Below are 21,995 nucleotides of genomic sequence, written 5' to 3' on the forward strand. Positions count from 1 at the left end.
GGCCCGCCCGAAGCTTCCCGGAGGATTCTGCTCGCCTCCACCTCGCGTTGTCCCACGAGCCGGATTGTGGGAGATCTCCAGGCCCGTCGAGGAGATGCCTTCACAGCGCGGGTGAGTCGGCGGGGACGGCGTCACCTGTGGTTCACGGCACTCAGGCAGCCCGCCGAGACCCGCGCACCACAGATTTGGCGAGGTTTGAGGATTCCTTTTTCTGACATATTGTCACGCCTTGCGTTTGCCCAGGCTAGAGTCCATCTCTCGAGGCAAACGGCGCACCCATCCCCTCTCGGGGCCCGAGCAATCCTCAAACCGCGCCACAGCGGGGCGCCGCAGAAGGGGCGATGCCGAGTGAAGGGCCGAGTCAGCCCTCCTCGGCCAGGCGCTTGACACGGCTGGAGTGAACCCGCCAGGCGGCCGCCATCGCGACCAGCCACAGCGGCGAGGCGAGCACTGCCAGCCTGGTGTCCTGGGCCTGCGTGAGCGTCCAGATCACGAAGACGAAGAAGACGATGCTCGCCCACGCCGCCGCCCGATCGCCCGGCATCTTGAAGGCGCTGGCCTCGTGGAGCTCGGGATGCACGGAGCGGAAGCGCAGGTAGGAGACGATGATGATGATCCACACGAGGATGAACAGCACACTCGCCACCGTCGTGACCACCGTGAACGCCTCGATGATCGACCCGGTCGTGTACAGCAGCGGGATCGCCGTCAGCAGCGCCGCGCATGTGATCACGAGCGCTGGCCCCGGAACGGAGCGGGAGGTCAGGCGCTTGAAGACGGAGGGGCCGTGGCCGGACCAGGACAGGCCGTAGAGCATCCTGGAGGTGGAGTACATGCCGGAGTTCGCGCTCGACGCGGCGGCGGTGAGGACGACGAAGTTCACCAGCGACGCCGCCAGGCCGAATCCGGCCAGGGAGAACATGGCCACGAAGGGGCTGGACTCGGTGACCTCCCGCCAGGGGGTGACCACCATGATCGCGGTGAGCGCTCCCAGGTAGAACAGGAGGATGCGCACCGGGATGGCGTTGATGGCCTTGGGGAGGGTGACCTCTGGGTCCTTGGCCTCCGCGGCGGCGGTCCCGATGAGCTCGGTGCCCACGAAGGCGAAGACGGCGATCTGGAAGGCGCCGGTGAAGCCGGAGAAGCCATGGGGGAAGAGACTGCCGATCGGGTCGCCCGGGTCCCCCAGGTTCCTCAGGGAGGCGACGGCGCCATTGGGCGCGGTGAAGCCGATGGCGACCAGGACGACGCCAACGACGACGAGCGCGATGATCGCCACGATCTTGATGATGGAGAACCAGAACTCGATCTCGCCGAAGGCCCTGACCGTGGTCAGGTTGAGAGCCAGCAGCAGGACGACGGTGAGGGCGGCGGGCAGCCACAGGGGCACGGCGGGCCACCAGTACTGCGCGTACTGGGTGATGGCGATGACCTCCGCGATGGCGGTCACGAGCCAGCAGAAGTAGTAGGTCCACCCGGTGAAGAAGCCGGCCCAGGGGCCGATGAGGTGATGGGCGACATCGGCGAAGGACTTGTACTCCAGGTTGGACAGCAGGACCTCGCCGAGGGCCCGCATGACCAGGAAGAGGAAGCCTCCGATGATCGCGTACACGAGCAGAACGCCGGGGCCGGCCAGGGAGATCGTCTTACCGGAGCCCATGAAGAGGCCGGTTCCGATAGCCCCGCCGATGGCGATGAGCTGGATGTGTCGATTGGTGAGGCGGCGCTGGAGGTGCTCGCCGCGCTCGACGATCTCGTCGAGATCGCGCTCGCCCGTGTTGGCAGTCATCTATGTCTCCTCAGGGGTGGGTGTGACTGGGGCAGCCTACGCCGAGGGGTATTTCGAGCATTAGGCTCGTCCGCGATGAGTCCAGCGCCCAGCCCCGACGACGCCGTTCCTCCCCAGGATGGAGCCGCCGCGTATCCAATCCCGTCTCTGCCAGCCGCCCCGCCCATGCCCCCGCTGCCGCAGGGGCAGTACCCACCGCCCGACGCTGGGGCACCGAGGAGGGGAGCCGGGACCGCCCGAGCGATCGCCCCGGAAGCGGAGGAGGCACCGCCCTTCCGCCTGACCCCGCCGCGATCCTTCCGAGATCTGCGCGATCTCCTGCCCGCCGCGCTCACCGTCCTCATCGGCGCCTGGGTCCTCATCGCGTACTCCGTGGGCCAGTGGAGGGCCATGACCGTCCCGAGCTGGGACCTGGGCATCTTCTCCGAGGCGGCCAAGGCCTACTCGCGCCTGGACGCGCCGATCGTCCCGATCAAGGGCCCGGGCTACAACCTCCTCGGCGACCACTTCCACCCCATCCTCGTGCTGCTGGGCCCCCTGTGGGCTCTGTTCCCCTCGGGCCTGACCCTCCTCATCGTCCAGGACCTCCTCCTGGCGGTCTCCGCTTGGCCCATCGTGCGCCTGGCCCAGCGCCTGACCCACCCGGTTGTCGCGCTCGCGCTGGGCCTCGCCTACGTGCTGAGCTGGGGCTTCCAGGGCGCGGTGGCCGCGCAGTTCCATGAGATCGCCTTCGCAGTTCCCATGCTGGCCTTCGCCTCGGCGGCCTTCGTCGAGCGCAGGTGGCTGGCCGTGGCCTGCTGGTCCGCGCCGCTGGCCCTGGTCAAGGAGGACCTCGGCCTGACGATCCTCATGATCGGCCTGGCCGTGGCCGTGCGAGGGCTGGGCGAGCTGAAGCGGGGCCACCTGACCCGCCCGGTCGGCCGCCTCACCACCTGGCAGCTCGGGCTCGTGCTCGCGGCCTTCGGCGTCGTCATGTTCTTCCTGACCACCATGGTGCTCCTGCCGATGCTCAACCCGGAAGGCACATGGGCCTACTCCATCGGATCGGGCGCCGACGGCGGAGCCCACCAGGACCTGATCACCCGCCTGTTCTCCCCGGAGGTCAAGGTCCAGACCCTGGTCGTGCTGGTGCTCACCGCCGGCGGCATCGGGCTGGGATCACCGTGGATCGCCGTGGTGGCACCGACCCTGGCCTGGCGGTTCCTGGGCTCGGTGGCCTTCTACTGGGAGTGGAGGAACTGGCATTACAACGCCGTGCTCATCCCGGTGGCCGTGGGGGCGCTCCTCGACGTCGTCGCCGCCCTCAAGCGGCGGCGCGCGCGCCGGCCGGAGGGCTCGGGCTGGCTGGAGGCTCCGCTATGGGCCCGCTGGCTGGCGCTGCTCGGCCTGGCGACCCCGATGGTCCTGGGCGTGGTCACGGCTTCCGATCTGCCGCTGTGGCAGATGAACAACCGGGACTTCGGCAAGGCACCGGAGCGCATGGCCTCCGTGGAGGCGGTCTACGGCCTCATCCCAGAGGGCTCGACCGTGGAGACGGATCTGTCCCTCATGGCCTACCTGGTCCCGCGGGCGGATGTCGCCTGGGTGGGCACGGGCAGCGAGGCGCCGCAGTACGTGGTCATCGACGCCCGTTCATCGGCATGGGGCGGCAACGCCCCTCGCGACGCCGCGGCCTGGATCGAGGGCCGCACGGGCCGCGACTACGCCCTCATCTTCAACAAGGACGATCTCCAGGTCGCCCGGCTCGTCGGCGCCCGCTGACATGCGCCACTCCCCCGCCCTCGACTGGCCCGCCTTGGCAGTGGTGGGCCTCGGCGGAGCCGTCGGCACCTCACTGCGGGCCGGTCTCGCCGAGCTCATCGGCCCCTCGCCGTCGGGCCTCCCCTGGGCGACGGCGACGGCGAACCTCGTCGGCGCGCTCCTGCTGGGCCTCATCCTGGGCCGGTTCGCGGCGCCCGGGCGCCAGGCGGGCAGGCACCGGCTCATCCGCCTGGGGGCGGGCACGGGACTCATGGGGGCGCTCACCACCTACTCGACGATGATCAGCGAGGCGCTTCGCCTCATCGACCAGGGACGCGCGCTCCTGGGGGCGGTGTACCTCCTGGGATCCCTCGTCGCGGGCCTGGCGCTCGCGGGCCTGGGGCTGCGGCTGTCGAGGCTCCTCGGTCATCCGCGTCACGCCGGTCCCACCGACGGCGCGAGGGCCGGCGCCGCGGGCCCGGAGACAGCGTGAGCGCGGCATGGGCATGGCCCCTCATGGCCCTGGCCGGAGGCGCGGGGGCCGTCGCCCGCTACGTCGTCGACGGCCGCGTGACCACAGCGGCGAACAGGGCCGCGGCCAGGAAGGCGGCCGCCTCATCCCGCCACGGGCAGGCCGGTCCTGCCGGCGGGGCCGTCGGCGAGCCGCCAGTGCCGATGGGGACGATCGTCGTCAACATCACGGCCTGCCTGATCATGGGAGTTCTCACCGGTTGGGCGCAAGCGGAGGCCGCAGCGGGCGCCGCGAGCCTGACCCGTGTTCTCGGCACAGGCCTCATGGGCGGCTACTCGACCTTCTCCACAGCCAGCGCGGAGGGCGCGCGGCTCGCCGCGCTCGGGCGCTGGCGGGCCGCCGCGGCCCACGCCCTGGGCATGATGGCCGCCTGCCTGGCCTCGGGGGCGCTGGGGATGGCGCTGGGCGCCAGGCTCGCAGGCTGAGGAGCGTCGCAGATCCATCGCGATGGGCCGATGACCGGCTCCGAGCCCACGATCTCTGCCAGACTGCGGGCATGACCGACTCGCCCGAGCCCTCCGCCGCGCCCACAGGGCCGAACGCGCCCATCAGCCCCACCCCGGACGGGGCGCCTCCGGTCCGGCGGAACAACCGGGCCGTGGTCATCCTGCTCGTCATCATCGCCATGCTCCTCACCGTGATCGCCGGAGCGCTCGTCCTGCGCACCACGAAGGACTCCTCGCCCAGCGCGACCCCGACGGCCTCCGCGGCGGGAACAGCCGCCTCGTCCCAGAGCGCCGATGAGGCAGCCGCCGGAGCCGCTCGCGCAGTCCCCTCGCTCAGCCCCGAGCAGCTGCGGATCCTGCGCGACGAGCCCAAGCGCGACCCGAATGACCCCCGCGCCAAGGGAAGCGCGGACGCGCCGGTCGTGATGACGGTCTTCTCCGACTTCGCCTGCCCGTACTGCACGAAGTTCGCCCAGGAGACCGAGCCCGAGTTGCGCGACCTCATCGACAACGGCACCCTGCGGATCGAGTGGCGCGACCTCGCGCAGATCACCCCCTCCTCGCCGCTGGCCGCGCAGGCAGGCATCGCCGCCGGGAACCAGGGCCGCTTCTGGGAGTTCCACGACGCCGTCTACGCGGCCGCCGACCCCACTGGCCACCCCGAGTACACCCAGGACAGCCTCACGGCCTTCGCGCGGAGCGCCGGAGTGCCGGACATCGAGAGGTTCAAGGCGGACATGACCGCTGACGCCACCGTTCAGTCGGTGTCCCAGGCCAAGGAGCACGCCTACCAGATCGGGGTGACGGGAACGCCCTTCCTCATGATCAACGACGCCTACATCAACGGCTTCGCCCCTGCGGGGGCGGTGCGCGCCGCGATCACCGAGAAGGCGGCGAAGTAGCCGGGGATAACCGGGGATGATCAGCGCTCCCCACCAAGGCCCTGCGACGGCGGGGATCACCCACGGGGCCCACGGGGCCGTCGTCATCCGGTCGCGGGAGGCCTGCGTTCCCTGCCACAATGGGCGCGCCTCGGTATCGCGCCCATCGGTGGGCGCGCTCCCACCCAGCACCGCATCACCCGAGGCATGGCGAAGGAGCACTCATGGCGGATCAGACCGAGGCGACCACTGAGAAGGCGCAGAGCTCACGGGGCGCGCTGAGCATCGGCGTGGACGTGGGCGGCACGAAGATCGCAGGCGGCGTCGTCGGCGTCGACGGCGAGGTCCTCGCCACGATCCGCCGTGACTCCCCCGCCAAGCAGCGCCAGGCCATCGTCGACACGATCGTCGAGGTCGTGCGCGAGCTCAAGAACGACTTCCCCACCTGCGCGACGGTCGGCATCGGCGCGGCCGGCTTCATCGCCGAGGACCGCAACACGATCGCCCACGGCACGAACCTGGACTGGACCGGCCTGCGCCTGGCGGACGCCATCTCCGAGCGCGTGGGCCTGCCGGTCGTCGTGGAGAACGACGCCAATGCCTTCGGCTGGGCGGAGGTGCGCTTCGGCGCCGCCCAGGGCAAGCGCAACGCCCTGGTCGTGGCGATCGGCACCGGTGTGGGAGGGGCGATCGTCGTGGACGGCAGGCTCCTGCGCGGCGCGCGGGGCTTCGCCGCCGAGATCGGGCATATCAACGTGGTGCCGGATGGGCGCCCCTGCGGCTGCGGCCTCAACGGCTGCCTCGAGCGCTACGCCGCGGGCACGGCCCTGGGCGTCAACGGCTGGGAGCAGGCCCGTTTCCGCCCAGCCTACGCCGCGCGCATCATCGAGCTTCTCGGGTGGGGACGCGAGCAGCATCTCCGGCAAGGCGGTCACCGCGGCGGCCCGCGAGGGCGACCCCTGCGCGCTGGAGTGCTACGCCCAGCTCACCCACTGGCTGGGTCGGGGCCTCGCGGACCTGTGCGCCGTGCTCGATCCTGAGGTCATCGTCATCGCCGGGGGCCTGGCCGAGGCGGGCGACATCCTCCTGGAGCCCACGCGGAAGGCCTTCGAGGCCGCTCTCACCGCGGGAGCCCATCGACCGCCGATCCCGCTCGTCCTGGCTGCGGGCGGCCAGGAGGCCGGTCTGGTGGGGGCGGCGGACCTCGCCCGCCAGGGCTGAGCCCGGTCCGGGTTCCCACCGGGCCCCGCCGGGGCCGGGCCGTCCGGCGCGGCGAATGATGACCCGCCGTGCCGTCGAAGATGCGTCACGCCATACATGCCGCTCTTCCATAGACCACCCTGCCCTTACTAAGGTTCCCCTTGCCTGCCTCCGGCGCTCACCGCGAGCGACCGCCCCCGACCACGAAGAGGAACCCATGTCAGTCTCCCGCAAGTCCTTCCTCGCGAGCACTTCAGCACTGTCCCTGTCAGCGCTCCTGGCTGCCTGCGGGAGCAAGAAGAGCGATGGCGGGGGCGCCAGCGGCTCCTCCACCGGCGGCGCCCCCGGCGCCATCACCCATGCCTTCGGCACCACGGAGCTCCCCGCCTCGGTGGAGCGGATCGCGACCGTCAACTGGGCGAACCAGGACGTCCCCCTCGCCCTGGGCGTCATGCCCGTCGGGATCGCCAAGCAGGTCTTCGGCGTCGAGGACGGCTCCGGGATGCTGCCCTGGACCAAGACGAAGGTGGACGAGCTCGTCGCCGGCGGCGCCGCGGCGCCCGTCCTGTTCGACGAGACCGACGGCATCGCCTTCGAGGCCATCGCCGACACGAAGCCCGATATCATCCTGGGCGCCTACTCCGGCATGACCCAGGAGGACTACAACCGGCTCAGCGAGATCGCTCCCACCATCGCCTACCCGAAGGCCGCCTGGGTCACCCCGTGGCGCGAGATGATCACCATGGACGCCACCGCGATCGGGAAGAAGACGGAGGGCCAGGCGCTCATCGCAACCCTGGAGTCCTCCATCTCCGCCGAGACCGCCAAGCACCCGCAGCTGACCGGCAAGACCGCCGCCTTCTTCTACATGGGCGCGGGCGACCAGTCCTCCATCGGCTTCTACACGACGGGCGACCCGCGCACGGCCTTCATGGAGGACCTGGGCCTGACCATCCCGGCCTCGGTGCGCAAGCAGGCCGAGGCGGACCCCTCCACCTTCTCCCACAACCTCTCCGCCGAGAACGCCGACATGGTCAACGACGTCGACATCATGGTCATGTACGGCACCGCGGAGAACCTGCCCACCCTCCAAGCCGATCCCCTCATCGGGACGATCCCGGCGGTCAAGAACGGGGCCATCGCCTTCGTCGGCAATGGCTCGGCGCTGTCGGCCTCCACCAATCCCGGGCCGCTCTCCCTGCCCTGGGGGCTGGCCGACTACGTGGCGCTCATCGCTGCCGCCGCAGACAAGGTCCAGTGACCGCCCCGGCCGCGCCCGGCGCGGGCAGGGCAGACGATCGCGACCCCACGGCCCTGCCCGCCCCCGCCGTGCTCGTCGCGATCCTGTCACTGCTCGCCCTGGCGGTCATCGCCTCGATCGCCTTCGGGGCGCGCGCGGTCAGCCTCTCCGAGATCCTCGATGGCGTGGTCGGCCATGACTCGACCATCGGGGCGACCGCCGTCAGCGAGAGGCTCCCGCGCACCGCCACCGCCCTCGTGGCAGGCGCGGCCCTGGGGCTGGCGGGCGCCCTCATGCAGGCCATCACCCGCAATCCCATCGCCGATCCCGGGATCCTGGGGATCAACACGGGGGCGTCCCTGGCGATCGTCACCGGCATCGCCTTCCTGGGCATCCACTCGCTCTTCCAGTACCTGTGGGTCGCGATGGCCGGTGCCATGCTCACCGCTATCGTGGTCTACGCCGTCGGCTCGCTCGGGCCGGGAGGGGCGACGCCGGTCAAGCTCGCCCTGGCCGGGGTGGCCACGGGCGCGGCGCTGTCCTCGGCGATCAGCGCGATCATGCTGCCCCGCGCTCAAGGCCTGGAGGACTTCCGCGCTTGGCAGGTCGGGAGCCTGGGGAGGGGTACCTGGGACTCCCTCGGGGCGGTCCTGCCCTTCATCGCGCTGGCCACCGCCGCGGGCCTGGCGATGGCGCGCCCGCTCAACTCGCTGGCCCTCGGCGACGAGGCGGCTACCGGGCTGGGCGTCAACGCGCCGCTCACGAGGCTCCTCGCCGCCGCCGCGGGGGTGGTCCTATGCGCCGCCGTGACGGCGCTGGCCGGGCCGATCGGATTCGTCGGCCTCATGGTCCCCCACGCGGTACGGATGCTCACGGGCCCCGACCACCGGTGGCTCCTGCCCCTGTCCCTCCTCGGCGGCGGCGCCCTGCTGACCGCGGCCGACACCCTGGGCCGGGTGATCGCGAGGCCGAGCGAGATCTCGGTGGGCATCATCACCGCCTTCGTCGGGGCCCCCATCCTCATCGTCGTGGCCCGAAGCGCGAAAGTGCGCGAGCTATGAGCGCCCCGGCCCTCGCCCTCGGCTTCACCGACCGGGGCAGGCGCTCCCGGGCGGCGCGCTACTGGGGGGTGAGCGCGGCGCTGCTCGTCTGCGTGGTCGCCCTGTGGTGGGCCGCCGTGCTCATCGGGAGGACCTGGTACTCCCCGGAGGAGATCATCCGCGTCATGATGGGCGAGCGCGTGCCCGGGGCATCGTTCTCCGTGGGCCGTCTGCGCCTGCCGCGCGCGATGGTCGGGCTCCTCGCCGGGCTGGCCTTCGGCATGGCCGGCACCACGTCCCAGACCATGCTGCGCAACCAGCTCGCCAGCCCTGACATCATCGGAATCACCTCAGGCGCCTCGACGGCAGCGGTCTTCTCGATCCTCGTGCTGGGCTGGTCCGGGCCGGCCGTGAGCATCCTGTCGATCGTCGCCGGCCTGGCGACGGCGGCCGCCATCTACGCGCTGTCCGGCTCGGGCCGGGCGCAGGGCGCCCGGCTCATCCTCATCGGGATCGGCGTGTCCTCGATGCTGTCCTCGCTGATCGCCTACCTGCAACTACGCGCCGCCATCTACGACGTCCCCAAGGCGATGCGCTGGCTGTCCGGATCCCTGAACGACGCCGCCTGGGACCAGGTGGGGATCCTGGCGATCGCCGTGGGCGCCTGCGCGCTGATCATGGGGGCGATCGGCCGGGACCTCCCGCTGCTCGCCCTGGGCGAGGAGACCGCCGTCGGCCTGGGGGTGGCCACTGGTCGTGCCAGGCTCGCCCTTGTGCTCACCATGGTGGCGCTGGCCTCCTTCGCGACCGCGGCCACCGGCCCCATCGCCTTCGTCTCCTTCCTGGCCGGGCCTCTCGCGGCAGGCCTCGTGGGGCGCACGCATCGCACGCTGCTCCTGCCCGCCGCCCTCATGGGGGCCATCGTCGTGCTCGGAGGCGACCTCCTGGGCCAGCACGCCTTCCCCACGACACTCCCGGTGGGCGTGGTGACCGGTGTGGTCGGCGCCCCTTACCTCATCCTCCAACTGCTGCGAATCAACCGCCTGGGAGCCTCCGCATGACCCCGTCCATGAGCACAGCCGCCCCTGCGACCCAGGATCGCGCGCGCCCCGCCGAACTGGCCACTCGCGCCCTGCGCTCGGGGTACGGCGGCCGCATCGTCGTCGACGGCGTGGATGTCGCCATCCCGGTGGGCCGGATCTCCGTCATCGTGGGGGCGAACGCCTGCGGGAAGTCCACCCTGCTCAAGACGATGGCGCGAGTCCTGGCCCCTGTGGACGGTCAGGTCCTGCTCGACGGCGAGGAGATCCGCTCGCTCCCCACCCGTCGGCTGGCCCGGCGCCTCGGCCTGCTGCCGCAGCAGCCGATCGCCCCGGAGGGCATCGCGGTGGCGGATCTCGTGGGGCGCGGGCGCAGCCCCCACCAGGGGCTGTTCCGGGCCACGAGCGCCGCCGACCAGCGGATCGTGGAGGCCTCGCTGCTGGCCACCCGCACCGAGGCCCTGGCGGATCGCTCCATCGACGAGCTCTCCGGGGGGCAGCGCCAGCGCGTGTGGATCGCCATGGCGCTGGCCCAGCGCACCGACGTGCTCCTCCTCGACGAGCCCACGACCTTCCTCGACCTCGCACATCAGGTGGAGGTGCTGGACCTTCTCACGGATCTCAACCGCGAGCGCGGCACGACGATCGTCATGGTCCTGCACGACATCAATCTCGCGGCCCGCTACGCGGACCACATCATCGCCATGCGCCAGGGCAGGGTGGTCGCCTCCGGAGCGCCATCGGAGATCGTCTCGAGCGAGTTGGTGCGGGAGGTCTTCGATCTGGAGGCGGATGTCATCCCGGACCCGGTCTCCGGCACGCCGCTCATCGTCCCCAAGGGCCGCTACCACGTGAGCGGCGGCGGTAGGGATCAGGCGCCCGGGCAGGAGGGGGCGTGAGCGGCGCGAGGAGGGCCCCTTTTGGCTTCTTCTCAGTCGAAGTGGCGGGAATCCTCGATGTCTCCCCCTCCATGAGGCGCTTCACCTTCGTCAGCGCCGGGGCTCCCGAGGAGGGCGGCGACCCTCTCGCCGACTTCGCGGACCCGGGCTGGGACCAGCGCATCAAGCTCGTCCTGCCCGCGCCCTCGGGTGGCTACGAGCACCTGGTGGACGGTCCGGACTGGTACGCCGCCTGGCTCGCCTGCCCGCCTGAGCACCGCTGCCCGATCCGCACCTACACGACGCGCGCGGTGCGCCGGGCCGCCCACGGCGGGGGCGCGACGGAGGTGGACGTCGACATGGTGGCCCATCCGGCCGCGCCGACTGGCGGGCCCGGCGCCGGGCTGGGGCCGGCGGCGCACTGGATCGGGGGCGCCGTCGTCGGGAGCCGGGCAGTGCTGCTGGGGCCCCGTCGTTCCTTCGACGGCGAGCCGGGTGGTGTCGGTTTCATCCCACCAGCGCGCACCGGCGCCTACCTCCTGGGCGGCGATGAGACGGCGGCCCCAGCGATCTCCCGGATCCTGGAGGGCCTGCCCACGAGCGCGCGCGGCATCGCCGTCGTCGAGATGCCCCGGGAGGCCGACCGCGCCTACCTTCCCGCGCATCCAGGCTTCGAGCTGCGCTTCCTGGGGCGCGAGGGCGGGGCGCATGGCGAGCTGCTGACGGCGGCGGTCGTTGAGTCGGCGGCCGAGCTGTGCCCGCCGGGCCGGCCCACCCGGGTGGAGGAGATCGACGTCGACTCCACCCTCCTGTGGGAGGTGCCGCGCACGGCGCGCGGCGGGGCGGCGCTGTCACGAACGGATCTGTACGCCTGGCTGGCCGGTGAGGCGGGAGCGGTGCGCGCGATGCGCCGCCACCTGGTCTCAGAGCGGGGCGTCGATCGGCGCGCCGTGGCGTTCATGGGCTACTGGCGCTTGGGCCGCCCCGAGAACTGACGACGGATCAGCGCGCTGGAGCCGGCGCGCCACCGGGGACCGCATCAGCGCTCCGCCCAAGGAGGCCGTTCAGCCCTCGTAGTCGGGCTCGGCGGTGATGTCGCGCGCCATGTTGGAGAAGCGGGAGAGGTGGCCCTGGAAGGCCACGGGGATCGTCTTGGTCTGCCCGTTGCGGTGCTTGGCGACGATGATGTCGGCCTCCCCGGGGCGCTCCTCCATCGCGTAGTACTCGGGGCGGTGAAGGAGCATGATGATATCCGCGTCCTGCTCCAGGGAGCCGGACTCGCGCAGGTCGGACATCTGGGGCTTGTTGCCGGTGCGCTGCTCGGGGCCGCGGTTGAGCTGGGCGACGGCGATCACCGGGATCTCGAGCTCCTTGGCGAGGAGCTTGAGCGAGCGGGAGAACTCGCTGACCTCCTGCTGGCGGGACTCCACCCGCTTGCCCGAGCTCATGAGCTGGAGGTAGTCGATGACGAGCAGGCCGAGGCCGTTCTGCTGCTTGAGGCGCAGGGCCTTGGAGCGGATCTCCGGCATGGTGAGGTTCGGGGAGTCGTCAATGTACAGCTGGGCGTTGGAGACGGGGTTGTACGCCAGGGCGACGTCCTGCCAGTCGCGCTCGTCCATCTGGTTGGAGCCGCGCAGCTTGTTCATGGAGACCCCGGACTCAGCGGCCAGGATGCGCATCATGAGCTCCATGCGCCCCATCTCCAGGGAGAAGTAGCACGAGGGGATGCCGTGGTGGATGGAGGCCGAGCGGCAGAAGTCGACGGCGAGCGTGGACTTGCCCATGGCGGGGCGCGCGGCGATGATGATCATCTGGCCGGCGTGGAGGCCTCCGGTGAGCTCGTCGAGGTCCATGAAGCCCGTGGGAACGCCCGTCATGGCGCCCTGCTCACGGCTCTGCCCGGCCTCGATCTCCAGGTTGGCCTCGCCCAGGAGCTCGGAGATGGCGACGTAGTCCTCCTTCTCCCCCTCGGAGTGGGCGACGGAGTAGACCTCGGCCTCGGCCAGGGTGACGAGCTCGGCGATGTCCCCGGCGTCCTGGGAGTATCCGAGCTGCGTGATACGGGTGCCGGCCTGGACGAGGCCCCGCATGAGGGACTTCTCCCGGACGATGCGCGCGTAGTAGGCGGCGTTGGCGGCAGTGGGCACGCTCGCCATGAGGGAGGCGAGGTAGGGGGCGCCCCCGACGAGGTCGAGCTCGCCGCGCTTGGCCAGCTCGTCGGAGACGACGATGGGGTCGGCCGGCATGGAGCGGTTGTAGACGTCGACGATGACATCAAAGATCGACTCGTGGGCGGGCTGGTAGAACTCGTTGCCGCGCAGGATCTCCAGAACGTCGGTGATCGCCTCCTTGCTCAGCAGCATGCCGCCGAGCGTAGCCATCTCCGCCTCGTCGTCGTGCGGGGGGACGCGGTCGAAGACGCCGTCGAAGCGGGCCGCCGCAGGGCCGGGCGAGCCCTGGCCGCCGCGTTCCCGCGCGGCGCTCACGACAGCGCGGTCGATGACGTCGGTCACGGCTCTCTCCCCTCCGGCGCCAGGCGGCGCGCGCGCGACACTAGCCCCCGCCCCAGGGCGCGGCAAACGCGCCCTGGGGGGACGCTGTGGGCACATCACCGACACCTGTGGAAAGCGGTGGATAACCTGGGGGCGACGCGCCGCATAGCCTGTGGATAACGTCGGGGTGACGACCTGCACGTTTTCGAGGATCGTTGATATACCGCCGTTAACTCGACATGGAGTCCATGCTCAGAAGCTCACAAGAGCGTGCTACAAAGTCTGCACAAAATCTGTGGATAACCGTGTTTCCCTGTGGAATAACCTCATCCTCACCTTCAGGTCTGGACCGCTCGGACGCGGTTGGCGCCAGCGGGCGGGCGACATCGGCCCCCGCGGGAGGCATGAGAGACTGGGCGCCCCCACGACCCCGGAGATGACGTGACCAGACCAGCGCGCGATGACGGTCCCTTGGACTCGTCCGATCGGGACCGGGGCTGCTCGGCGGGCACAGCGAGCCGCTGTGGCCTCGACCGCTCCATCCTGGGGCTGGCCCTGCCGGCGCTCGGCGCGCTCGTGGCCGAGCCGCTGTTCGTGCTCACGGACTCCGCGATGGTCGGGCATCTGGGAGCCACGTCGCTAGCGGGCCTGTCACTCGCCTCCACGGTGCTGACCACCGTCGTCGGCCTGTTCGTCTTCCTCGCCTATGCGACGACCGCGACGACGGCGCGGCTCTTCGGGGCGGGCGACCGGGCGGGCGGCCTGCGCGCGGGGATCGACGGGCTGTGGCTCGCCCTGGCGCTGGGCCTCGGCGCGGCCGCGATCCTCGCCGGGGCCGCCCCCGCCCTGGCCGAGCTGCTGGGCGCCCGCGGCGCGGTGGCCAGCGCGGCCATCGACTACCTGCGGGCCTCAGCGCCGGGACTGCCCGGCATGCTCGTCGTCTTCGCCGCCACCGGGAGCTCTGCGCGGGCTGCTCGACACCCGTACGCCCTTCATCGTCGCCTCCGCCGGAGCGGCGCTCAACATCGGGCTCAACGCCCTCCTCCTCTACGGCGTCGGCATGGGCATCGCCGGCTCGGGGCTCGGCACGGCGCTGAGCCAGAGCGCCATGGCGGTGGCGCTGGCACTGCCGGTACTGCGCACCGCCCGGCTCGAGGGCGTCGGGCTCGCCCCGAGGCGTGAGGGAATGCGCGCCTCCCTCGGCTCCGGCCTGCCCCTGCTCGTGCGCACCGTCTCGTTGAGAGCGGCGATCCTGCTCACGGTCTGGGCGGCGACGGCGCTGGGAGAGACTCCGCTGGCGGCGCACCAGGTGGTCAACTCCCTGTGGGCATTCGCCGCCTTCGCCCTCGACGCCCTGGCCATCGCCGCCCAGGCCCTCATCGGCACGGCGCTCGGACAGGCCGATGCCGCGGACTCCGACGGTGGGGCGAGCACCCCATCCAGGGCCGGAGACGCGCCTCCGCTCACCGCGGGCGCGGTGGTGAGACGGACCGTCTCCTGGGGGGCGTTGACGGGCGTCGTCCTGGGGACCGTCATGGCGGCGGCCTCCCCGTGGCTGCCGCGCCTGTTCACCTCGGACGCGGGCGTCGTCGGCCTGGCGGCCCCGGCACTGCTCGTGACGGCCTCGGCGATGCCGCTGGCCGGGGTCGTCTACCTCCTCGACGGCGTCCTCATGGGCGCGGGCGAGGGCCGCTACCTGGCGCGCGCGGGGGTGCTGACCCTGCTGCCCTACGCCCCCTTAGCGGTTGCGGTCGGGCGCCTGGGCACGGCGTCGAGCCTCAGCGATCATGGGCTTGAGCTGCTCTGGCTGGCCTTCGCCTGGGTCTTCATGGGCGCTCGGGCCGCGACCACCGCCCCGCGCGCCCGTGCCTGGCTCGCCTGACCCCGGTCAACCGACCTCGATGCGCTCGGTGGGGTCGGCGGACCTCAGCGCGCGGATGCCGTCGGTGGCGCCCTGCGCGAGGACAGTCGCCGTGTTCGGTCCACGCCCGCTCCGGCCCATTCCCGAGTCAGGCCCCGGGTCGCGTCGCGCGAAAGTGGCGAGGTTTGAGGATTCATTTTTCTGACATAGCGTCACCTCCTGTGTCGCCCCAGGTCAAGAGCCTGGAGGTGGAGGAAAAAAGCAAGCGGAGCGCCTCCAGATCACGAGCAATCCTCAAACCTCGCCACTCCCGGGCCACCGGTGACGCGAGGGCCCGCCCAGGCAGTCCTGGGCGGGCCCTCAGCGCGAGCGCTCAGCGAGCGGCGACGACGTACAGCTCCACCGGGGCGACGACGTCGGCGTGCAGGCGAACGGAGGCGCTGTGACGACCGGTCGACTTGATCGGGGGGGCGATGGTGATCTTGCGGCGGTCGATGGCGGGGCCACCGGCCTCCTTCACGGCATCGGCGATCTCGGCGGTGGTGACGGAGCCGAAGAGGCGGCCGTTGGCGCCAGCCTTCGCGGTGATCGTCACGACGTTGTCAGTCAGCCAGGCGCGAGCGGTCTGGGCGTGCTCGAGGGACTCGATGCTGCGACGACGGCGGGCCTCGGCCATCTGGTCGATCTGCTTCTGCGCGCCCTTGGTCCAGGGCGTGGCGAGCTTGCGCGGGACCAGGTAGTTGCGGGCGTAGCCGTCCTTGACGTCGACGACCTCCCCGGCGGCGCCGAGGTTGGCCACGTCGTGGGTGAGGATGAGCTTGGTGGTCATATCCGTGCCTCCTTCTCAGCGAGCAGAACTCGTGTAGGGCAGCAGGGCCATCTCGCGGGCGTTCTTCACGGCCTTGGCGATCTTGCGCTGCTCCTGGACGGAGACGCCGGTGACGCGGCGGGCGCGGATCTTGCCGCGGTCGGAGATGAACTTGCGCAGCGTGGCGGTGTCCTTGTAGTCGATGACACCGACCTTGATCGCCTTGACAGGGCCGACCTTCTTCTTCGGCTTACGAAGCTGAGGCTTCGCCATAGTGGTACTCCTTGTTGCGAGCGCCGACGGCGCTCATACGAGATTGGGTTATGGGTGTGGGAACGGAGCGCCTGGCTCCCGGGGATCAGAACGGGGGCTCGTCACCGAAGGAGGTGGAGCCGCCCGTGGCCCACGGGTCGTCCGCGGCGCCGCCCCGGGGGGCGTTGTAGCCCGACTGGCCGCCCTGGCCCTGGAAGCCCTGGCCGCCCTGGTTGCCCCAGGAGCCGCCGCCCTGACCGCCCTGGTTCTGGGCACCGCCTTGGTAGCCGCCACCACCCTGGTTCCCGCCGTAGCCTCCCTGGCCACCCGTGCGGGTGACCTGGGCCTTGGCGCGGCGCAGGGAGGGGCCGATCTCGTCGACCTGCATCTCCACGACCGTGCGCTGGGCGCCCTCGCGATCCGTGTAGGAGCGCTGCTGGAGGCGGCCCTGGGCGATGACGCGCATGCCCTTGGTCAGGGACTCCGCGACGTTCTCCGCGGCGTCGCGCCAGATCGAGCAGCGCATGAAGAGCGTCTCCGCGTCCTGCCACTCGTTGGTCTGGCGGTTGAAGGTGCGCGGCGTGGACGCGATCGTGAAGGACGCGACCGCCGCACCCGACGGGGTGAAGCGCATCTCCGGATCCGCGGTGAGGTTACCGATGATCGTGATGACGGTGTCGCCGGCCATTTCGCTTCCTTCCCTCGGTGGGCTCAGGCCTCGGGACGCAGGAGCTTGGTGCGCAGGACAGTCTCGTTGAGGCCGAGCTGGCGGTCGAGCTCCTGGGCGATCTCGGGCGTGGTGGTCATGTCGACGACGACGTAGAAGCCCTCGGAGCGCTTCTTGATGTCGTACGCGAGACGGCGCTTGCCCCAGACGTCGACCTTGTCGACCGTGCCCCCGTTGCTGGGGACGACCTGCAGCAGCTTCTCGAGCGACGGCGCGATGGTGCGCTCGTCCGTCTCGGGGTCGAGGATGATCATGATCTCGTAATGACGCATGCTTGGTACCCACCTCCTCTGGTCTCAAGCGGTCACGGTCTCTCCGTGACAGGAGGGTTGATGCGTGCGGCGCGCCGCCGGGGCGGGATCGCCCAAGGGAGCGCCGGAGCACGAGCCTACTCCAGGGCAGGCGCCGCCCGGAAGACGGGGGCGGGGCACCGGCCGTGCAGTGCGACACGCGCGGCGGACGACGCCCCGGCGTCGGGCCGGCGCCCAACCAGGCCTACTGCCAGTGGTAACGGGGGAACCAGCGGGGATCTTCGAGCAGCCTCCGCCAGTCGGGAATCTGTTGAAGATGCTCGTTCCCTGCGCCTAGCCGACCGTTCTCACGTTTCTCTTTCTTGGCATCATCACCGTCATCGCCGTTGCCATTCCCTCGCGGCATGTCGGGCTTCGGGGAGTTCTGGTCCTGCGACTCGCCGGGGGTGCGTCCCTTCTGCTGGTCCTCGGGAGACTCCGGCTGAATCGGCGCCTCCTGCTGAGACTCCGTCTTCTGCGTGGGCTCCACCGGCGTCAAGGAGGGCTCCGGGGCAGGCGCCGGGGAGAAGCCCCTCGAGGGGGCGGGCGCCGGGGTGCCGCCCAGGGTGCCCGGGGTGTAGGAGCCAGCCGTACGGCCCGGGAACCGCTCAACAGGCAGGCCGTTCAGCGCGGACTCCATGTAGATGGTGAAGATGTCCGCCGGGTAGGTGGAGCCGGTGATCTCGGAGTACTCACCCCATGGGGTGATCGACTCCTCCTCCCCGTTCGGACCGGTCTGGTAGAGGGTGACGGCGGTGGCCACCTGCGGGGTGTAGCCGACGAATTGTGCCGACTTGTTGTCCGAGGACGAGCCCGTCTTAGCGGCGATCGGCCGGCCCAGGCGCAGCGCCGTGGTGCCCGATCCCTCGTTGACCACCTGCTGCATCGCGTAGGTGGCGTCGGCCATGACATCGTCGGAGAAGACCTTCTCACCAGTGGTGGGCGCCGTGTAGGAGACGTTCTTCCCGCTGACCGAGGCGACGATATGCGTCTTGTGGCGGGTCCCCTGGGAGGCGAAGGTCGCGAATGCCGTGGCGATGTCGATCGTGTGCGGCGAGGCCGAGCCGAGGACGTTCTGGAGGTTCGCGGGCTCCAGGCCCACCGTGTCCTGCGGGTAGCCGGCCCTCGTGGCCACCTCCTTGGTGGTCTCCGGCCCGACGTCCTTGTTGAGCTGGACGTAGGGGGTGTTCGCCGAGTACGCGGTGGCCTTGACCAGGTCGGCCCACCTGAACTGGGCGTTCCCGAAGTTGACGAACCGGTTGCCCTCGATCGTCATGGGCGAGGCCCCCGGATAGCCGTTGGCCAGGGTCGCGCCATTCTCCAGGGCGGCCACGAGCGCGAAGGGCTTGAAGGTCGAGCCCGCCTGGGCCACGGCCCCCGTGGAGGAGTTCAGCCCGCCGGTGAGGTAGTCGCGCCCGCCGTAGAGGGAGAGGATGCCGCCACTACTGGCGTCGATCGAGACCAGCCCCACCCGCAGGTTGGGCGAGTGGCCCTCCGGCAGGCTCTGGGCGGCAGCGACGGCGGCGTCCTGGTTGGCCTTGTTAATCGTGGTGACGATGGACAGCCCGCCGGTGTCGATCTGCTGGTCGGTGAGCCCCGCCGTCGTCGTGAGCTCCTCCCGGACCATCTGGAGGAGGTAGCCCTTGGGACCCTGGTAGGTCTCGTCATTGGTGCTGTCGATCGTCGTTGGGAAGGTCGCGGAGTCGCGCTCCGCCTGCGTGATGTACCCATCGGCCACCATGAGGTCGAGCACGCGGTTCCAGCGGAGCGTGGCCTGATCCTTGTCGATCGCCGGGTCCCAGACGCTGGGCGCGGGCAGGATCCCCGCCAGGAGCGCAGACTCGGAGTAGGTCATCTCGGAGGCCGGGTGGCCGAAGTACGCCTGGCTGGCGGCCTCGATGCCGTAGGCGGAGCGCCCGAAGTACACCGTGTTGAGGTAGGAGCCGAGGATCTCCGCCTTGGTCTTGGACCGGTCGATCTTGAGGGCCATGATGGCCTGCTGGAACTTGCCGGCGTAGGAGCTCGTCGTATCGACGTAGTAGTTCTTGATGTACTGCTGGGTGAGGGTGGAGGCGCCCTGGGTCCCCCCGCCGCTGGCATTGTTGACGAGGGCCCGCAGGATTCCCTTCGGGTCCACACCACTATTGGTGTAGAAGGAGCGGTCCTCGGAGGCGACGACGGCGTTGCCCACGTGGGAGGGAATCGTCGAGGCATCGATAATAGTCCGGTTGACCTCGGCGAACTGCCCCATCGGGGTGGTGCCGTCGGAGTAGTAGATGGTGGTCGTCTGTGCCTGGGCGAACTCGCTGGGCTCAGGCACCTTGATCGTCGAGTAGGCGTAGACGAACAGGCCCAGCACCGCCGCGGTCACGAGGAGGAAGGAGCCCAGGCAGAAGCGCCAGCTCGGGGTCCAGCGGTGGATCGGGCCCTTGCCGCGCCTGGGGTAGTTGAAGATCCTCCTCATGCCCGTGGGGGCCGGGCTGGCGGCAGCGGCCCGGGCGGCGCGCCTGTCGCGGCCGCCCCTGGGAGCCTGTCGGCCTTGCTCCTGGCTTCCGGAGATGGCCGCCTGGGCGAGCCTGCCGCCATGGGGACGATTGCCTCCTGGGTTCGCGTTCAGTGTCACGCGCTCCTCATTCCTGCAGTGCCGGTCGGTTCGCTGGGATTCAGGGCTGGGGGCCCAACGAGCCATCGTGCAGTGCCAAGTATGGCCGGGAAGTGCCCCCTCAGGGCAAGGGGAATGCGGCTGGATCGCGACTCGGCGTCAACTCAACGGGTCCCGCGGCCCCACTGATCGGCATCATCACAGGCCAGGCTGCAATATGGCGCCTATCACTCAGGCATGGGTCACACCCGTCAGCCTCCCATCGGGTCCGGACGGGCTCAGAGGAAGCTCACAGGAATAGGTCAGGGGCCCTCCACCCCCCCATGCGTCGAGTCCTACCGTGCCCTCCAGGGGATCCCGCGCAACCCATCAGAGCCCGCCGCCCCCTCCCTGCGCGGCCCTGCTGGAGATCATGGCCGACGGCGCCATCGAGGGCCTCGCGGGCGCCCTCAGGCTCCAGCCCGAGCCGACCCAACAGCGGGCGCCCCCGTCCACCGCCTCGCGCTTCTGGTGACGACCCCGCCCGCGCCCTCGGATCCCGTCACCAGAAGCGCGATCCTGTCAGCCCCCTCATGAACCGTTCCTGATCGCCTCCCAGGTGAGGGCAATTTTGTGACATCGCAATTTCACGGTTGGAGCGCCTTGCGGCCGATGACATGCGGTCTACCCGTCAAAATAGGTCCTGAGCAGCGCGCATGATACTGACACTCAGATCCAGTGCATCGATTCCATATCGCTTCCATATCGCTTCAGCTCTCATTCTGAGAACGGAGACCGCCGTCAGATAAGGTCGGCCATGGGTCACGCGCCCATCCCCTTTTCCCTCATGCAGAAAGTCCTACCCTCATGTCTTCCTCTTCTCGTGGGCACCGCCTCCCGGCCCTGGTGGGCCTCGTGGCCACCTCCGCCCTCATCGCCCCGATCGCCATGGCGGCTGGCGAGGCCGGGACCGACGCAAGCCCGAAGAGCCCCACCGCCTCGGCGAGCGCCGCGCCCTGCCAGGCGCCGGACAAGATGTGCGAGACCGCTCTGCCGGCCACTCCGAAGGTCACGGCGAAGGTCACGGAGACGGCGATCGGCACCCACAATGACGTCACTATCTCCGGGGCCACCAAGGACCCCCAGAAGAACTACCGCTTCGTCGCCCTGCTGCCCGACGGCTCCAAGGCGGCCCTGCCCGATGTCTACTCCGAGCACATCGTCAACGGTGAGACCACGATCAACGTCGAGCTGGTCTTCGGGGAGGACGGCAAGATCGACGATGAGGTCTACGGCAAGCCGATCCATGTTCAGGCCTACTACTTCGACGCGGAGCAGCGCTACGCGCCGAGCACTTACGTCAACCCCGCCAGCGTGGTTGACGGCGAGACCAAGGAGCGGTTCATCAAGCTGGGCGATCCCCAGGAGCTGACCCTCACCAAGCCGACCACCAAGCCCACGCCGCCCGCGCCCACGCCGTCGGAGACCGCCAAGCCCGCCGAGACCCCCGCCCCGTCGGAGACCCCCAAGCCGGCAGACCCCACCAAGCCCGCCGAGACCCCCGCACCGTCGGAGTCGGCTGAGCCCACGCCGCCCGCGAGCACCACCCCCGCCCCGGCAGACCCCACCAAGCCCGCAGACCCCACCAAGCCGTCAGACTCGGCCAAGCCCACGCCGTCGGAGTCGGCCAAGCCCACGCCGCCCGCGAGCACCACCCCCGCCCCGTCGGAGACCACCAAGCCCGCGGACCCGACCAAGCCCGCCGAGACCCCCAAGCCGTCGGAGCCGGCTAAGCCCGAGGCGCCCAAGACCGGCTGGGTCAAGAACGGAACCGACTGGAACTACATCCAGCCCTCCGGGGCCAAGGCCTTCGGCTGGCTCAACGACGCCGGCACCTGGTACTACCTCGACGCCACCGGCACCATGCGCACCGGCTGGATCGCCCTCGACGGCACCTGGTACCACCTCGACTCCTCCGGCGCCATGAACACCGGCTGGATCGCCCAGGACGGCCGCTGGTACCACCTCGACCCCACCACCGGCGCCATGACCACCGGCTGGCTCAACGACGCCGGCACCTGGTACTACCTGCTGCCCGACGGCTCCATGGCCACCGGCTGGGTCAACGACGCCGGCACCTGGTACTTCCTGAACGCCTCCGGCGCCTGGATCGCCTGACCCCCACCCGCGCACAACAC

Annotated in this window: 17 protein-coding genes and 2 pseudogenes; 12 read left to right on the forward strand and 7 right to left on the reverse strand. The window is 70.5% G+C overall.

The window, feature by feature from the left end:
* Positions 1-361 precede the first annotated feature (361 nt).
* Positions 362-1,789, reverse strand: a complete 1,428-nt coding sequence (locus ABXS69_RS00220) for an amino acid permease (RefSeq protein ID WP_366180641.1) — start codon at positions 1,787-1,789, stop codon at positions 362-364.
* A gap of 165 nt (positions 1,790-1,954) precedes the next feature.
* Between ABXS69_RS00220 and ABXS69_RS00225 the strand changes: the two genes are divergently transcribed.
* The 10 genes and pseudogenes from ABXS69_RS00225 (at position 1,955) to ABXS69_RS00270 (ending at position 11,781) form a co-directional block, all read left to right on the forward strand.
* Positions 1,955-3,550, forward strand: a complete 1,596-nt coding sequence (locus ABXS69_RS00225) for a DUF2079 domain-containing protein (protein ID WP_366180642.1) — start codon at positions 1,955-1,957, stop codon at positions 3,548-3,550.
* A gap of 1 nt (position 3,551) precedes the next feature.
* The gene (locus tag ABXS69_RS00230) at positions 3,552-4,022 is read left to right on the forward strand and encodes a CrcB family protein (protein ID WP_366180643.1); all 471 of its coding nucleotides are present in this window, start codon (positions 3,552-3,554) and stop codon (positions 4,020-4,022) included.
* Positions 4,019-4,486 carry a CrcB family protein gene (locus tag ABXS69_RS00235; RefSeq protein WP_366180644.1) on the forward strand — a complete coding sequence of 156 codons (468 nt, stop codon included), beginning with the start codon at positions 4,019-4,021 and terminating at the stop codon, positions 4,484-4,486. Before ABXS69_RS00230 ends, ABXS69_RS00235 begins: the two co-directional genes overlap by 4 nt.
* A 71-nt stretch (positions 4,487-4,557) precedes the next feature.
* On the forward strand, positions 4,558-5,409 hold the full coding sequence (locus ABXS69_RS00240; RefSeq protein ID WP_366180645.1) for a thioredoxin domain-containing protein: 852 nt from the start codon (positions 4,558-4,560) through the stop codon (positions 5,407-5,409).
* 203 nt (positions 5,410-5,612) lie between these two features.
* A pseudogene (locus ABXS69_RS00245) lies at positions 5,613-6,609 on the forward strand (ROK family protein).
* A gap of 196 nt (positions 6,610-6,805) precedes the next feature.
* Positions 6,806-7,849, forward strand: a complete 1,044-nt coding sequence (locus ABXS69_RS00250) for an iron-siderophore ABC transporter substrate-binding protein (RefSeq protein ID WP_366180646.1) — start codon at positions 6,806-6,808, stop codon at positions 7,847-7,849.
* Positions 7,846-8,889, forward strand: coding sequence for an iron chelate uptake ABC transporter family permease subunit (locus ABXS69_RS00255; RefSeq protein WP_366180647.1), 1,044 nt, complete (start codon positions 7,846-7,848; stop codon positions 8,887-8,889). Before ABXS69_RS00250 ends, ABXS69_RS00255 begins: the two co-directional genes overlap by 4 nt.
* On the forward strand, positions 8,886-9,929 hold the full coding sequence (locus ABXS69_RS00260; RefSeq protein ID WP_366180648.1) for an iron ABC transporter permease: 1,044 nt from the start codon (positions 8,886-8,888) through the stop codon (positions 9,927-9,929). Before ABXS69_RS00255 ends, ABXS69_RS00260 begins: the two co-directional genes overlap by 4 nt.
* 8 nt (positions 9,930-9,937) lie before the next feature.
* A complete protein-coding gene (locus tag ABXS69_RS00265) occupies positions 9,938-10,807 on the forward strand; it encodes an ABC transporter ATP-binding protein (protein WP_366180649.1) in 870 nt (289 codons plus the stop codon).
* Positions 10,804-11,781, forward strand: coding sequence for a siderophore-interacting protein (locus ABXS69_RS00270; RefSeq protein WP_366180650.1), 978 nt, complete (start codon positions 10,804-10,806; stop codon positions 11,779-11,781). The genes ABXS69_RS00265 and ABXS69_RS00270 overlap by 4 nt, the downstream gene beginning before the upstream one ends.
* Positions 11,782-11,850: 69 nt before the next feature.
* Here ABXS69_RS00270 and dnaB read toward each other — a convergent pair whose 3' ends face one another.
* A complete protein-coding gene (gene dnaB, locus ABXS69_RS00275; RefSeq protein WP_366181598.1) occupies positions 11,851-13,272 on the reverse strand; it encodes a replicative DNA helicase in 1,422 nt (473 codons plus the stop codon).
* A gap of 477 nt (positions 13,273-13,749) precedes the next feature.
* On the opposite strand from dnaB, the pseudogene ABXS69_RS00280 reads away from it, so the two are divergent.
* Positions 13,750-15,160 (forward strand): annotated as a pseudogene (locus ABXS69_RS00280) (MATE family efflux transporter).
* 352 nt (positions 15,161-15,512) lie between these two features.
* Here the strand turns inward: ABXS69_RS00280 and rplI are convergent.
* From rplI to ABXS69_RS00305, 5 genes are all read right to left on the reverse strand, one after another.
* Positions 15,513-15,968, reverse strand: coding sequence for a 50S ribosomal protein L9 (rplI, locus tag ABXS69_RS00285; RefSeq protein ID WP_366180651.1), 456 nt, complete (start codon positions 15,966-15,968; stop codon positions 15,513-15,515).
* 15 nt (positions 15,969-15,983) lie between these two features.
* Positions 15,984-16,220, reverse strand: coding sequence for a 30S ribosomal protein S18 (rpsR, locus tag ABXS69_RS00290; protein ID WP_017177879.1), 237 nt, complete (start codon positions 16,218-16,220; stop codon positions 15,984-15,986).
* 85 nt (positions 16,221-16,305) lie between these two features.
* Positions 16,306-16,887: a single-stranded DNA-binding protein gene (locus ABXS69_RS00295; RefSeq protein WP_366180652.1), complete on the reverse strand. Its 582-nt coding sequence runs from the start codon at positions 16,885-16,887 to the stop codon at positions 16,306-16,308.
* 23 nt (positions 16,888-16,910) lie between these two features.
* Positions 16,911-17,198 carry a 30S ribosomal protein S6 gene (rpsF, locus tag ABXS69_RS00300; RefSeq protein ID WP_017177877.1) on the reverse strand — a complete coding sequence of 96 codons (288 nt, stop codon included), beginning with the start codon at positions 17,196-17,198 and terminating at the stop codon, positions 16,911-16,913.
* Between the two features lie 223 nt (positions 17,199-17,421).
* Positions 17,422-19,839: a transglycosylase domain-containing protein gene (locus ABXS69_RS00305; RefSeq protein WP_366180653.1), complete on the reverse strand. Its 2,418-nt coding sequence runs from the start codon at positions 19,837-19,839 to the stop codon at positions 17,422-17,424.
* Positions 19,840-20,664: 825 nt separating this feature from the next.
* Here ABXS69_RS00305 and ABXS69_RS00310 point away from each other — a divergent pair.
* A complete protein-coding gene (locus tag ABXS69_RS00310; protein ID WP_366180654.1) occupies positions 20,665-21,975 on the forward strand; it encodes a hypothetical protein in 1,311 nt (436 codons plus the stop codon).
* Positions 21,976-21,995: the final 20 nt, after the last annotated feature.

Origin of the sequence: Actinomyces timonensis (assembly GCF_040702965.1) — a bacterium.
In the GTDB taxonomy this organism is placed as follows: Bacteria; Actinomycetota; Actinomycetes; order Actinomycetales; family Actinomycetaceae; genus Actinomyces; species Actinomyces timonensis_A.

Excerpts from the sequence above, each read along its gene's own strand:
- ABXS69_RS00220 (WP_366180641.1), bottom strand. The coding sequence starts at position 1,789 with ATGACTGCCAACACGGGCGAGCGCGATCTCGACGAGATCGTCGAGCGC.
- ABXS69_RS00225 (WP_366180642.1), top strand. The coding sequence starts at position 1,955 with ATGCCCCCGCTGCCGCAGGGGCAGTACCCACCGCCCGACGCTGGGGCA.
- ABXS69_RS00230 (WP_366180643.1), top strand. The coding sequence starts at position 3,552 with ATGCGCCACTCCCCCGCCCTCGACTGGCCCGCCTTGGCAGTGGTGGGC.
- ABXS69_RS00240 (WP_366180645.1), top strand. The coding sequence starts at position 4,558 with ATGACCGACTCGCCCGAGCCCTCCGCCGCGCCCACAGGGCCGAACGCG.
- ABXS69_RS00250 (WP_366180646.1), top strand. The coding sequence starts at position 6,806 with ATGTCAGTCTCCCGCAAGTCCTTCCTCGCGAGCACTTCAGCACTGTCC.
- ABXS69_RS00260 (WP_366180648.1), top strand. The coding sequence starts at position 8,886 with ATGAGCGCCCCGGCCCTCGCCCTCGGCTTCACCGACCGGGGCAGGCGC.
- ABXS69_RS00265 (WP_366180649.1), top strand. The coding sequence starts at position 9,938 with ATGAGCACAGCCGCCCCTGCGACCCAGGATCGCGCGCGCCCCGCCGAA.
- rplI (WP_366180651.1), bottom strand. The coding sequence starts at position 15,968 with ATGACCACCAAGCTCATCCTCACCCACGACGTGGCCAACCTCGGCGCC.
- rpsR (WP_017177879.1), bottom strand. The coding sequence starts at position 16,220 with ATGGCGAAGCCTCAGCTTCGTAAGCCGAAGAAGAAGGTCGGCCCTGTC.
- ABXS69_RS00295 (WP_366180652.1), bottom strand. The coding sequence starts at position 16,887 with ATGGCCGGCGACACCGTCATCACGATCATCGGTAACCTCACCGCGGAT.
- rpsF (WP_017177877.1), bottom strand. The coding sequence starts at position 17,198 with ATGCGTCATTACGAGATCATGATCATCCTCGACCCCGAGACGGACGAG.
- ABXS69_RS00310 (WP_366180654.1), top strand. The coding sequence starts at position 20,665 with ATGTCTTCCTCTTCTCGTGGGCACCGCCTCCCGGCCCTGGTGGGCCTC.